Source organism: Dokdonella sp. GW821-FHT11D02, assembly GCF_058808595.1.
In genome coordinates this window covers 1-12473 of the sequence record NZ_CM179520.1, presented here as the reverse complement: position 1 = coordinate 12473, position 12473 = coordinate 1, and the positions used below count along the sequence as shown (strand labels likewise).

Below are 12473 nucleotides of genomic sequence, written 5' to 3'. Positions count from 1 at the left end.
AGATGAGGTGACGAGATGGCGATGAAAGTCGACAAGGCAGCAAAGCGAATGCAGGTGCCGAGCCTGGCGCTGACGGCGTTGCTCGCATTGACCGGCGGTGCGCGGGCCGACGAGGCGACGCAGGCCGGCGCGCCACCGCAGACCGCTGCGCGTGCGAACCCCGATGTCGAACGGCGCCTGCAGGAAGAATTGCGCGCGCTGATGACCGAGATGGTCGAGAGCGGCGCGTTCGGCGACCGCTCCGCGAAGGACCTTTCTCTCGCGATCGACAGCCCGGCGCAACGGGTCAGCAATCTCGGCCTCTTGGTCGACAGCGCGCGTGACAATCGCGACGGCCTGCACGTGCTGGGGGTGACGCCCGGCGGCGGCGCCGAACGCATCGGTCTGCGCGGCGGCGATGTGGTGGTCGCGTTGAACGGCACGCGTCTCGCCGGTACCGACGGCGCCGCGGCGCTGTTGCGGCGAACCGTCGACGCCCTGCCCAATGGCAGCGCGCTGGCGTTCGAGGTGAAGCGCGACGGCCATGCGCTGAATCTGTCGGGCAAGCTGTCGAGCGTCGAGCTGCCGGCCATGCGGCTCACGATCGGCGCGACGTCGAACACCGCAGCCGGCGTCGTTACGTCCACGTCATCTGCACAAGGCTGCGGACGCATCAGCGATTTCGACGTCGCGCCGCGCCAGCAAGATTTGCACGGGGCGAAGATCATCAGCATCGACGACTCTCTTCCCGGTCCGACCGGATCGAAGGCGTATCAGGTTGCGGCCGGCCGTCACGTACTCAAAGTCGCCGAGCTGATCGAGTCCCGTTATCTCGCTTTCAACGATCGCCTGCGCAACACCGGCGTCGGTTCGCGTTACAAGACGCTCGAAGTCGATGTCGAACCGAATACCACCTTGTTCGTCGCCGCGCGACTCAATGACGACAAGCGCAACGAGTGGCGCGACGGTGCGTACTGGGAACCGCTGGTGTGGAAAACCGCGGCGGAGAGCTGCAACTGACGGCTGCGCTTCGGCGGGTCGCAAGCGTTCGCGCTTAGGACGCAGCTAAGGCGCCGATATACTGGCGCTTCCCGTCGACAGCCTGCGCGAGCGATGACCGCACTCAGCGTCAACATCAACAAAATCGCGGTACTGCGCAATTCTCGCGGGCACGCCTTGCCCGACCCTGTCGCTGCGGCGCGTGTCGCGATCGAGGCCGGTTGTCACGGCATTACCGTGCATCCGCGGCCGGACCAGCGTCACATCCGAGCCGACGACGTTCCGCGCATTGCGGCAGTGGTTGCCTCGTCGAACGCGGCAGCAGCGAAAGACCCCGCCGCGTCGAGTTCCGGTGCGCAAGCGCATTCGGTTGAATACAACATCGAAGGCAATCCATTCGCCCCGGTGCGCGGCAGTTATCCAGGCTATCTCGACCTCGTGCGCGCGACACGTCCGACGCAGGCAACTCTGGTGCCCGATGGCGATGATCAACTGACTTCCGATCACGGCTTTGCACTCGGCCGCGATGCCGAGCGGTTGCGGCCGCTGGTGCGCGAATTGAAGTCGATCGGTTGTCGCGTCAGCTTGTTCGTCGATGCCGGCATCGACGATGTCGAACGCGCGGCGGAGATCGGCGCCGACCGCATCGAGATCTACACCGAGCCCTATGCGCAGGCATTTGCCGGCGGCGATTTCGCACGCGCGCTCGAAGATTGTGTTCGGACGGCCGAACGTGCGCACGCGGCCGGCCTCGGCGTGAACGCCGGGCACGACCTCGATCAGCGAAATCTCAGCCCGCTGGTGCGCGCGATTCCTTTTTTGGCCGAGGTTTCGATCGGCCATGCACTGATCGGCGAAGCCATCTACGACGGCCTAGCCGTCACCGTGCGCCGCTATCTCCAGATCCTGACGCGAGCCGGTACGACCTCCTAGCAGTGCTCAGTCCGCAGACTCCGAACGCGCGCCTTCGACCCGGATCGCAGGCAAGCCGCTGCGCTTGGCCAGCACGAGCACAGTCGCGACGTCGTCGTAGCGCGCGGTCGCCTCCGGACGAATCTCGAGCACCGGCGGCGAAGCTCCGGCCGCCGCGAGTGCGAGCATCGTCGAAAGCTGTGCGCGGTTGACCGCGCTGCCTTCGAGGTAGAGCTCGCCGGTCGTCTTGATCGACAGGCCGATGACTTTCGGCTCGGCGCCGCCTTCATTCGAGGCGAGCGGCAGCGGAACGCGATGCATCGCCAGCGGCGCCGTCACCATCAGGATCAGCACCAGGGCAAGCAAGACGTCGATCAGGGAAGTGACGTTGATTTCGGCACGCACCGGCGTGGGTGCGTAGGTCTGCAGCGAACGGACGCTCATCGCACGATCTCCCAGCAGGAAGCGGCGAACTCAGCCTACGCCTGTGCGTGGCTTTTGCGCAATCGGGAACACCGAACCGAGAACCTTCCGCTTGCTGCAAAAGAAAACGGCGCCGCGTTGCCGCGGCGCCGTTCCTTATCGATTGCGGAGGCAATTGGAGCTACTGATCGCCGCCCGTCGTCAGGAAGCCGATCTTGACCATGCCAGCACGCTTGGCGGAGGCCATGACTTCGGCGACCTTCTGGTACTGCGTGGTCTTCTCGGCACGAATCTGCAGTTCCGGCTGCGGGCTCTTCTGCGCCGCGACGCGCAATTGCGCTTCGAGGATCGCCGAAGTGACCGGCTCGTCGTTCATGTACAGATCGCCGTTCTCTTTCACCGCGAGGTCGATCGGCTCCGGTGGATTGGTGTCGATCGTGTTCGGATTCGCCTGCGGCAGGTTGATCTGAATCTTGTGCGACATCAGCGGCGCCGTGATCATGAAGATGATCAGGAGCACCAACATCACGTCGACGAGCGGCGTGACGTTGATTTCCGCCATCGGGCCGCCGCCGCCACCGCCTGTGCTCATCGCCATGGCTTACTTCCTCGCGGCTACTGGCGCAGCACCCGCCTCGACGCGCGAACCGGTCGCGAAGAAGTCGTGCAGGTCGTGCGCGAACTCGTCGAACTTGGCGTAGATCACGCGGTTCTGGCGTACGAAGAAGTTGTACGCGAGCACCGCCGGAATCGCCACGAACAGACCGAACGCAGTCATGATCAGCGCCTCGCCGACCGGGCCGGCCACCGCTTCCATCGACGCGTTACCGGACGCCGCGATCTTGATCAGCGCGTGGTAGATACCCCACACCGTGCCGAGCAGGCCGACGAACGGAGCGGACGATCCGACCGTGGCGAGCACCGTCATGCCGCCTTCCAGACGCAGGCTTTCGCGTGCGACGGCCTGGCGGAGTGCGCGGTCGATGAACTCCGAGCGATTCAAGGCCTCGACCAGACGGCTGCCCTCGTTGCGCTGGTGGTGCGCGGCGGCCGAGGCGCTGTCGAGTGCGATCTTCGAGAACGGTTCGCCCTTGGGCTGTTCTTCGAGGAAGCGCACGGCGTCCTGCGCCGAGGGAGTTTCCCAGAACGTGTTGATCACGCGGTCCATACGGCCACGGATCATCGCGTTACGCAGGAAATTCGCGACGATGAAGTAGATCGAAGCGACGGACATCACGCACAGCGTGATGAACACGATCCAACCCAGAGCATCGAAGTTATGGATCAGATCGCTGAAGCCCATTTGGCTCATGGCAGCGGCATTGCCGCCGCCACCGGGGATGGCAGCCGGTTGGGCCGCTGGGGTCTGGGACGGATCTTGCTGCATGGCGCTACCCTTACTCGCTCAGATTGAATTCGATGGGAACCAAGGCATACCCGCGACTGGGTTGCCCACCCTTAGAACCCGGATTGAATTTCCAGGTTTTCACTGCGTCGATCGCGGCCTGATCCAGCAAACGCGAACCGCTGGATTTTTCGACCGTGACTTCTTCCGGCGTGCCGTCGAGGCCAACCAGCACCTTCAGCATGACCTTACCTTGTTGCCGCTGACGCACCGCCTGTGGCGGATACTTCGGCGGACGCATCTTACGGTAGCTGATGTTCTCGCTCGGCGCGATATCCGCTGGCGGAGCCGGCGGCGCGGGCGGAGCCGGCGGCGGAGCCGGCGTCGACATCGGCGACGCTTCCTCCACCACCACCGGAGCCGGTGGCGGCGGCGGCGCCTTCGGCGGCGGCTGCACCTTTTCCACCACTTTCGGCGGCGGCTTTTTCGGCGGCTCCGGCGGCGGCGGCGGCGGTGGCGGTGGCGGCGGCGGCGGTTCGATGAACTCCACCATCACCTTCTTGTCTAGGGATTTCTCCTTCGGCGGCGGCGGCGCGACCGGCGTCAGCATCACCGCGAAAGCGAACAGATGCAGTGCGAATGCGCAGGTGAACGCCGTGACACGTCGCCAACTGAAAGAAGAGTCGCCGCGCGATTGAGAATTGTCTGCCATCTGTATTTGACCAGTGAGTCTTTAGCGGCTGCTCGACGACGTTTCGGCTTTTCGTATCCACCCTTCGAACGATTAAGTTCGAGTGAGTGAGCGGAGCACGGTACAACACCCGATGCCCCTACGACAAGCGCGCGACGATGGTCGAATACAGCACGATCATTGCGTTATGTTTCGTGACGCGAAGACACCGCCGACGCACGCATTGGTGCATCGGCAATTGCCGTTCGCATCGGGTAATTACCCCATCCTCGCGCGAATCTTCGACTCGCGATCCGCTGTTTTGCGCGGACCCCGACCCCACGAATCGTCGCACTTGGCAGCGATGATATCGCGGAGTCGGTCGATTGCATCGAGCGACTATTTCTTCTTCGTCGCCTTTTGAATCTTGACGCCGCCCTTGGCCGCCTTGATGCGTTGTTCGGCCATGGTCTTGGTACTCGGATAACCGGCTGCCTTCTGCCAGTCGGCCAATGCCGCTGCGCCCTGGTTCAAATCGTTTTTCGCATCGCCGCGCAGCAGATAAGCCTCGCCTTCCTGACGCAAGCCGCCGCGCGAGATCGCGCGCGTCAGTGCATCGACGGCGTCTTTGGACTTATCGGAGTAGAACAAGAGATAGCCGAGCTGGAAATCGACGTTGCCGTCTTTCGCCATCGGCGCCGCCTTCGTATATCCCTCCATCGCACAGGCGTCGTCCTCCGCCTGCTGGCAAACGTCGCCGAGCAGTTTGTAGGCGTCGTAGGAGGGCTGCACGATGTTCTTGGCGAGACCTTCCTTCAAAGTAGCGGCGGCATCCTTGGGCTTCTCGGCCGAGGCATACAGCTTGGTCAGCTGCATGTAGTCGTCGTTGGTGGTGATCAGCCCCTGCCCCTTCGCCTTCGCCATCAGATCGAGCGCCTGCTGCGGCTTGTCGGCCTGGATGTAGATCGTCGCGAGCTGGTTCAGCAGCTTCTTGTTGGTCGGATCCTTGGCCATCTGCTGCTGCACGATCTGCGCCGCCTGATCGTACTGGTTGAGCTCGAAATAGCTGGCCATCAGGATCTGCGTCCAGCTGTCGCTGGGCTTGTCCGTCATCGACAGCGCTTTCTTCATCGTGTCGATGGCCGGCTGATACTGCTCGAGACGGTAGTAGATGTTCGCCTTGGCCGCCTGTTCTTCGGCGGTCTGCTTGCCGGTCAGCTTCTCCCATTCCTCCAGCGACGCCAGCGAGTCCTTGTACTTCTCGTCTTGCAGCTGCAGCTGCGCCACGTTGTAGAGGATGGAGAAATGTTGCGCGTTGGGCAGCCCGTTGATCTCGAGCGCCTTGCGATATTCGGTCAGCGCTTCGGCGCTCTTGTCCTGGTCGTAGTAGATCTGGCCGAGCAGCTGATGCGCGAAGGACGACGCATATTTGCTGGCGCGATCGTTGCTGACGATCTTCTCGACCAACGGCTGCGCTTCGGCGCCCTTGTTGTCGCTGACGAGATCGGCGGCCTTGCTCAGGTCACGCTGCTCGCTGGACGACATGTCCGGCTTGGGCTCTTGCCGCGTCGCATTCGGATAGTCGTTCGTAGCCTTCTTGCTGTCCTTGGCGTACGCACCGCCAGCCAATACCAAGCCGAGCGCGCAGACGGCGGCGGGAATCCATTTCGAGAGTTTCATGGGAGCACCTCGATAGACCTACGAAGACCGTCGCAGTTTGCCCGAGTCGACGGAAAAAAGGGCGCAGAGGGTAACGCTCCGATGACGGCAGGCACAAGCGCGGATGGTTGCGCAATCGTGCTGCTGCGCAGCATTATCGCTTGGTTATACTTTTTTATATGTTTATTTGTCGCCAAAGCAATCCGCCGCAATTCTCCGCGGCGGACTCGGTCACACGTCCAGATTGGCTACGCGCAGCGCGTTTTGCTCGATGAATGCACGGCGCGGTTCGACCACATCGCCCATCAGCGTCGAGAAAATCTGATCGGCGGCGACCGCATCTTCGATGCTGACCTGCAGCAAACGGCGCGTATCCGGATTGACTGTGGTCTCCCACAACTGCTCCGGATTCATTTCACCCAGGCCCTTGAACCGCTGAATCGTGCGGCCGCGCTTGGCTTCGTCCATCAACCATTCGTAGGTTTGCGCGAAGTTGGCCACCGCTTGCGTCTTGGCACCGCGACGCACCGTCGCTCCGGGCTGAATCAGACCTGCGATCTGCGCCGCCGCATCGACGATCGGCTTGAACTCCGGCGCGGTGAGGAAACCCACCGGCAACAATTGCGAATGCCGCACGCCGTGCTGGTCGCGCTCAATCACCAGTGCGGCGCCATGCTCCGCGGTCGCCGATTGCGCGCGCAATACGTAGCGCGGGCGGCCGAGGCCGCTCGACGCCAAGGCGGTCTGCAATCGGGCGATCCAGGCTTCGAGGGCGACGGCATCGTTCCATCCGTCCGTCGTCAGCGGCGCCTCGAGCAGCGCATGCAATAGCGCTGCGTCGAAACGGAAGCTGAGCCGCTCGATCTGATCCAGCGCGGTGCGATACGCCGCCATCAGCTTTTCCAGTCCCGCGCCGCTGACACCCGGCGCATCGGGGCTGTACAGAAGCTCCGCACCGTCGACCGCGTTGGAGATCAGATAGGTGTTCAAGGCCGTATCGTCTTTTAGATACAGCTCCTGCTTGCCCTGCTTCAGCTTGTACAGCGGCGGCAGGCCGATGTAGACGTGGCCGCGCTCGATCAGCGCCGGCATCTGGCGGTAGAAGAACGTCAGCAGCAAGGTGCGGATGTGCGAACCGTCGACGTCCGCGTCGGTCATGATGATGATGCGGTGATAGCGCAATTTGTCGGCGTTGAACTCGTCCTTGCCGATGCCGGTGCCGAGCGCGGTAATCAGAGTGCCGACTTCGGCCGAACCCAGCATGCGATCGAAGCGTGCACGTTCGACGTTGAGGATCTTGCCCTTCAACGGCAGGATCGCCTGGTTCTTGCGGTTGCGCCCCTGCTTGGCCGAGCCGCCGGCCGAATCGCCCTCGACGATGAACAGCTCCGACAAGGCCGGATCCTTCTCGGAACAGTCGGCCAGCTTGCCCGGCAATCCGGCGATATCGAGCGCGCCCTTGCGCCGCGTCATCTCGCGCGCCTTGCGCGCCGCTTCGCGCGCACGCGCCGCGTCGACGACCTTGGCGGCGATTGCGCGCGCTTCGTTCGGATTCTCGAGCAGGAATTCCTCGAGCTTCTGATTGACCACGCTTTCGACGATGGCTTTGACTTCGCTCGAAACCAGCTTGTCCTTGGTTTGCGAGGAGAACTTCGGGTCGGGCACCTTGACCGACAGCACCGCAATCAGACCCTCGCGCATGTCGTCGCCCGACAGCGCGACCTTGGCCGTCTTCTGCAGCCCGGCGGCTTCGATGTAGTTCGAGAGCGTGCGCGTCAGCGCGCCGCGGAAACCGGCCAGATGCGTGCCGCCGTCTTTCTGCGGGATGTTGTTGGTGAAGCAGAACACCGTTTCCTGATACGCATCGGTCCACTGCATCGCGACATCGACCGTGGTGCCTTCGCTCTGTGCCGTGAACGTGATGACTTTCGGATGCAGCGGCGTCTTCAGCTGCGCCAGATGCTCGACGAAGGAGCGGATGCCGCCTTCGTACTCGAACACGTCGCGCCGATCGGCGCGCTCGTCGACCAGCTCGATCTTGACCCCGGAATTGAGGAACGACAGCTCGCGCAAGCGCTTGGCGAGGATGTCGTAATGAAACTCGATGTTCGAGAACGTTCCCAGACTCGGATGGAAACGCACGGTGGTGCCGCGTTTGGTCGACGATCCGACCACCTTCAGCGGATACAGCGGCTCGCCGTGCGCGTACTCCTGCTGATGCTCGAAGCCGTCGCGATAAATCGTCAGCCAGAGGTGATCCGACAGCGCATTGACCACCGAGACGCCGACGCCGTGCAGGCCGCCAGAAACCTTGTAGCTGTTGTCGTCGAACTTACCGCCGGCGTGCAGCACGGTCATCACGACCTCTGCTGCCGAGCGTCCCTCTTCTTCCTGGATGCCGACCGGAATGCCGCGGCCGTTGTCGATGACGCTGGCGGAGCCGTCGGTGTGCAGAGTCACAATGACGTGATCGCAGTATCCGGCCAGGGCTTCGTCGATCGAATTGTCGACGACCTCGAAGACCATGTGATGCAGGCCGGTGCCGTCGTCGGTGTCGCCGATGTACATGCCGGGCCGCTTGCGCACGGCTTCCAGCCCTTTCAATACTTTGATTTTGCTGGAATCGTATTGGTCGTTCATAAGGCTCCGGCACGCCATACGACGCAAGACGCGCGCACGGTCGGTGTATGGGAATCAAGCAATTATAGCAGTCTCGTTACGCGACCTTGTTCCACGTGGAACCTTGTCAGCGAGGGTCCCGCATCGGCCAGGGTGGACGATTCTTCCGTTCCCGTCACCAGAACCTGTGCGTCGGTCGCCCCAAGCACGCCCAGCATCTTGCGCTGGTGATCGAGGTCGAGCTCGGCGGCGAGATCGTCGATGCCGATGACCGGCCATTCCCCCGTCGTGGCGGCGTGCAACTTTGCCTGCGCCATCAGACAAGCGAACGCGCACAACTTCTCTTGACCGCGCGAAAGATGTTCGCGGCGCGGCGCCGATTGGAAGGAAATCGACCAATCCGCGCGATGCGGTCCGGCTCCCGTATGGCCGCGCGCACGGTCGCGATCGCGTTGACTCGCCAGCAGTACTTCCATGCCCAGTTCGGCATCGAAGCCGGGATAGAAGTGCAGGCGAGGCTCGCCCAGTTCAATGAGGAGTTCCGACGACAACGCTTCGAGATGCGGCTGCAGTGCCTCGAAGTACCGTTGTCGCCCTTGCGTCAAAGGCTCGGCGGCCAAAGCCAGTTCGCGATCCCAGGCGTCCAATCCGTCCGCACTTTGCGCCCGCAGCAGCGCGTTCCGCTGCCGCAGTGCCCGCTGGTAGCGACGCCAATCCTCGAGAAACGAAGGTTCCACGTGGAACACACCCCAGTCGAGGAAGCGTCGGCGCAATTCCGAAGGACCCGCGATCAACTCGTGCGAACCGGGTTCGAAACACAGCACGGCCGTGTGCCGCATCAGTTCCCCGATCAATGCCGGCTCGCGATTCAGCCGCGCCTCGAGCCGTCCGCCCACGCGGGCAACGCCGACACGCTCGATCAACCCGTTCGCTTTTCCAAGCTCGCCGAATACCGCATAGCCGCCCGTTCCCCGACGCACCAACGCATCACGCGCGGCATTGCGGAACGAACGGCCATGGGAAAGTACGAAGGCCGCCTCGAGCAGGCTCGTCTTACCGGCGCCATTGGCGCCGAGGAAGAGATTCCAACCGGGGGCGAGCTCGAGTTCGAGCGCCTCGATCAGACGCAGGTTCTCGATACGGAGCTGTCTCAGCTGCACGGCCGGGTCCGGTCGACGCCGTACCCGCAGGCCGCGGCGGTCCTGATCGCCGCGGTCAGAGCCGCAGCGGCATGATCACGTGGCGGGTGTCTTCGGCTTCCGGTTTGCGCATCAGGCAGCTGGACTGGCCGTCGCGCAGACAGAGCAACACCTCTTCACCACCGAGCGCGCCGAGCGCATCGAGCAGATAGTTCACGTTGAAGCCGACGCTGAGTTCGGCCACGCCGGTCTTCGCCTCGACTTCTTCGACCGCCTCTTCCTGCTCGGGGTTGTGCGCCACGATCCGCAGCCGGTTCGGACCGACTTCAAGCTTCACGCCGCGATACTTTTCGTTGGAAAGAATCGCCGCACGCTGCAAGGCCGAGCGCAGGTCATCGCGTTGCACACGAACTTCCTTATCGGCACCGATCGGAATGACCGCCTCGTAGTCGGGGAAACGGCCATCGATCAGCTTCGAGGTGAAGGTGACTTCGCCGCGACGTACGCGCAGATGATTGCGTGCGAACTCGAGTTCGACCACGCCATCGCCCGGCTCGAACAAGCCCTGCAGCTCGATCACGCCCTTGCGCGGCACGATCACCTGACGTGGGGCGGCAACCTTCGTCTCCACACGCGTCTCCGCCAAGGCCAGACGATGGCCATCGGTCGCCACGCAACGCAGCGTGTGCTCGCGCAAATCCAGCAGCATGCCGTTCAAGTAGTAGCGCACGTCCTGGTGCGCCATCGCGAAACCGGTGCGGTCCATCAATTCCTTCAAGGTCGCTTCCGGCAGGCTGACACGCTCGACCAGGTCGATGCTTTCGATGACCGGAAACTCCGTCGCCGGCAAGGTCGCCAGGGTGAACCGGCTGCGTCCGGCGCTGACCGTCACGCGTTCACCGCTCTGCTCGAACTTGATGCGACAGCCGTCCGGCAGCGCGCGACAGATGTCGAACAGCTTGCGCGCAGGAATCGTGACCTCCCCTGGGGAAAGGTCCTCGGCGTCCGTTCGCGCGATCATCTCGACTTCGAGATCCGTGCCGGTCAGCGAGACACCCTTCCCATCCACGACGACCAGCAAGTTCGCCAGCACCGGCAAGGTCTGGCGACGTTCCACCACGCCGACTACATGCTGCAATCGTTTCAGGAACGCTTCTCGCTGGATGCTGAATCGCATGGTCTTCCGAGCCCTGTCGTTGTTCTTTAGATTTGTGGAACGTTTGGTTTTAGTTGTTGCTGTGCATTACTGCAGCGGAGTAATAAATCTGTTTGTTTTCATAAACTTGCACAGATTCTTACGGCTGTAAAACCGGTCCGCTCCGTTGTGGACCGTCTGTGGATAATACTGGCCTCGCAAATCCAGCACAGCTTATCCACAGCTCGAGCCGCGGCTTTCCCACCGAGCTCACTCCGTCAGCGTTCGCAACAGCTTTTCCCAATCCTGACGCAGCTTGCCGTCGGTCTCGCGCATGTCGCGAATCGTCCGGCACGCATGCAATACGGTGGTGTGGTCCCGTCCGCCGAACGCATCGCCGATTTCCGGCAGGCTGTGTTCGGTCAGTTCCTTCGCCAAGGCCATCGCCATCTGCCGCGGCCGCGCGATCGAACGGCTGCGTTTAGCCGACAACAGATCCGTAAGGCGCAACTGATAGTAGTCTGCCACGGTCTTTTGGATGTTGGGGATCGTGATCGCCTGGGCGTGCACGGTCAGCAGGTCGCGCAAAGTTTCCTGCGCGAACTCGGCGCTGATGCGCCGCCCTTCGAAGTTCGCACGCGCCACCAGCGTATTGAGCGCACCTTCGAGATCGCGCACGTTCGAGCGCATGCGCTTGGCCATCAACGTGGCCACCTCTTCGGGCAACTCGACACCCTTCGCCTGCGCCTTGGCCAATACGATCGCCGCGCGCGTTTCGAAGTCGGGCGGTTCGATCGCCACACTGAGGCCCCAACCGAGGCGCGATTTCAGCCGCGGCTCGAGATTGTCGACTTCCTTGGGGTAACGGTCGCAGGTCAGGATGATCTGCTGCTTGCCTTCGAACAGCGCGTTGAAGGTGTGGAAGAATTCTTCTTGCGTGGTGTTCTTGCCGGCGAAGAATTGGATGTCGTCGATCAACAGCGCATCCACGCTGCGGAAGCGACGCTTGAAATCGTCCATGTTCTTCTGCTGCAGCGCGCGCACCATGCCGCTGACGAATTGCTCGGAGCGCAGGTACGCCACCTTCACGTCGGGCCGGTTGGCACGCATCAGATTGCCGGCCGCGTGCATCAGATGCGTCTTGCCCAAGCCCGTGCCGCCATACAGCAACAAGGGGTTGTAGGCCCGTCCTGGATTTTGCGCCACCTGCATCGCGGCGGCTTTGCCGAGCTGGTTCGACTTGCCTTCGACGAAGCTCTCGAAGGTATAGGTCGGTTCCAGATTCGAATCGACGCCGCGCTCTTGCGTTGACTTCGCACCGCGCACGATCGGCCTCGCGGCGTCGCGCGCGGACGGCCGCACGCCGACCTGCAGATCGACCGCGACCGCTGCGCCGCTGATGCGTTCGAGCACCTGCAGGATCGGATCGAGGAAACGTTCGCGTACGGTTTCCATCGTATAGGCGTTCGGCGCCCACAGCGTAAGACCATTCTCGCTCTCGCTGACTTGCAGCGGCGCGAGGTACATTTGGACATCCTCGACGCTGAACTCCGCCTCGAGGCGGGACAGGCAGCGTCGCCAAAGATCGCTCAT

Annotated in this window: 11 protein-coding genes and 1 pseudogene; 2 read left to right on the top strand and 10 right to left on the bottom strand. The window is 62.8% G+C overall.

Annotated elements, in window-relative coordinates; all coding sequences use genetic code 11:
- Nucleotides 1-21 precede the first annotated feature (21 nt).
- The gene (locus AC3QL3_RS00060) at nucleotides 22-999 is read left to right on the top strand and encodes a PDZ domain-containing protein (protein WP_492896168.1); all 978 of its coding nucleotides are present in this window, start codon (nucleotides 22-24) and stop codon (nucleotides 997-999) included.
- 93 nt (nucleotides 1000-1092) lie between these two features.
- Nucleotides 1093-1911, top strand: a complete 819-nt coding sequence (locus AC3QL3_RS00055; RefSeq protein ID WP_492896167.1) for a pyridoxine 5'-phosphate synthase — start codon at nucleotides 1093-1095, stop codon at nucleotides 1909-1911.
- A gap of 6 nt (nucleotides 1912-1917) precedes the next feature.
- Here the strand turns inward: AC3QL3_RS00055 and AC3QL3_RS00050 are convergent, their stop codons facing one another.
- From AC3QL3_RS00050 to dnaA, 10 genes and pseudogenes are all read right to left on the bottom strand, one after another.
- Nucleotides 1918-2334 carry an ExbD/TolR family protein gene (locus AC3QL3_RS00050; protein ID WP_492896166.1) on the bottom strand — a complete coding sequence of 139 codons (417 nt, stop codon included), beginning with the start codon at nucleotides 2332-2334 and terminating at the stop codon, nucleotides 1918-1920.
- Nucleotides 2335-2494: 160 nt separating this feature from the next.
- Nucleotides 2495-2911: an ExbD/TolR family protein gene (locus tag AC3QL3_RS00045; RefSeq protein WP_492896165.1), complete on the bottom strand. Its 417-nt coding sequence runs from the start codon at nucleotides 2909-2911 to the stop codon at nucleotides 2495-2497.
- Between the two features lie 3 nt (nucleotides 2912-2914).
- Nucleotides 2915-3625: a MotA/TolQ/ExbB proton channel family protein gene (locus AC3QL3_RS00040; RefSeq protein ID WP_492896164.1), complete on the bottom strand. Its 711-nt coding sequence runs from the start codon at nucleotides 3623-3625 to the stop codon at nucleotides 2915-2917.
- A gap of 85 nt (nucleotides 3626-3710) precedes the next feature.
- Entirely contained in the window at nucleotides 3711-3902 is a 192-nt protein-coding gene (locus AC3QL3_RS00035; protein WP_492899011.1) for an energy transducer TonB, read from the bottom strand.
- Nucleotides 3903-4283: 381 nt separating this feature from the next.
- Nucleotides 4284-4370 (bottom strand): annotated as a pseudogene (locus AC3QL3_RS00030) (hypothetical protein); the annotation flags it as partial.
- 357 nt (nucleotides 4371-4727) lie between these two features.
- Nucleotides 4728-6008, bottom strand: coding sequence for a tetratricopeptide repeat protein (locus AC3QL3_RS00025; RefSeq protein ID WP_492896163.1), 1281 nt, complete (start codon nucleotides 6006-6008; stop codon nucleotides 4728-4730).
- Nucleotides 6009-6218: 210 nt separating this feature from the next.
- Nucleotides 6219-8627, bottom strand: coding sequence for a DNA topoisomerase (ATP-hydrolyzing) subunit B (gene gyrB, locus AC3QL3_RS00020; RefSeq protein WP_492896162.1), 2409 nt, complete (start codon nucleotides 8625-8627; stop codon nucleotides 6219-6221).
- A gap of 62 nt (nucleotides 8628-8689) precedes the next feature.
- On the bottom strand, nucleotides 8690-9766 hold the full coding sequence (gene recF / locus AC3QL3_RS00015; protein WP_492896161.1) for a DNA replication/repair protein RecF: 1077 nt from the start codon (nucleotides 9764-9766) through the stop codon (nucleotides 8690-8692).
- A 55-nt stretch (nucleotides 9767-9821) separates the two neighbouring features.
- Nucleotides 9822-10922 carry a DNA polymerase III subunit beta gene (dnaN, locus tag AC3QL3_RS00010; protein ID WP_492896160.1) on the bottom strand — a complete coding sequence of 367 codons (1101 nt, stop codon included), beginning with the start codon at nucleotides 10920-10922 and terminating at the stop codon, nucleotides 9822-9824.
- A gap of 228 nt (nucleotides 10923-11150) precedes the next feature.
- Entirely contained in the window at nucleotides 11151-12473 is a 1323-nt protein-coding gene (dnaA, locus tag AC3QL3_RS00005; protein WP_492896159.1) for a chromosomal replication initiator protein DnaA, read from the bottom strand.

What these genes read in the sequence shown, in the direction of transcription:
- AC3QL3_RS00060 (WP_492896168.1), top strand. Translation starts at nt 22, where the DNA reads ATGAAAGTCGACAAGGCAGCAAAGCGAATGCAGGTGCCGAGCCTGGCG.
- AC3QL3_RS00055 (WP_492896167.1), top strand. Translation starts at nt 1,093, where the DNA reads ATGACCGCACTCAGCGTCAACATCAACAAAATCGCGGTACTGCGCAAT.
- AC3QL3_RS00050 (WP_492896166.1), bottom strand. Translation starts at nt 2,334, where the DNA reads ATGAGCGTCCGTTCGCTGCAGACCTACGCACCCACGCCGGTGCGTGCC.
- AC3QL3_RS00045 (WP_492896165.1), bottom strand. Translation starts at nt 2,911, where the DNA reads ATGGCGATGAGCACAGGCGGTGGCGGCGGCGGCCCGATGGCGGAAATC.
- AC3QL3_RS00040 (WP_492896164.1), bottom strand. Translation starts at nt 3,625, where the DNA reads ATGAGCCAAATGGGCTTCAGCGATCTGATCCATAACTTCGATGCTCTG.
- AC3QL3_RS00035 (WP_492899011.1), bottom strand. Translation starts at nt 3,902, where the DNA reads ATGCTGAAGGTGCTGGTTGGCCTCGACGGCACGCCGGAAGAAGTCACG.
- AC3QL3_RS00025 (WP_492896163.1), bottom strand. Translation starts at nt 6,008, where the DNA reads ATGAAACTCTCGAAATGGATTCCCGCCGCCGTCTGCGCGCTCGGCTTG.
- gyrB (WP_492896162.1), bottom strand. Translation starts at nt 8,627, where the DNA reads ATGAACGACCAATACGATTCCAGCAAAATCAAAGTATTGAAAGGGCTG.
- dnaN (WP_492896160.1), bottom strand. Translation starts at nt 10,922, where the DNA reads ATGCGATTCAGCATCCAGCGAGAAGCGTTCCTGAAACGATTGCAGCAT.
- dnaA (WP_492896159.1), bottom strand. Translation starts at nt 12,473, where the DNA reads ATGAGCGATCTTTGGCGACGCTGCCTGTCCCGCCTCGAGGCGGAGTTC.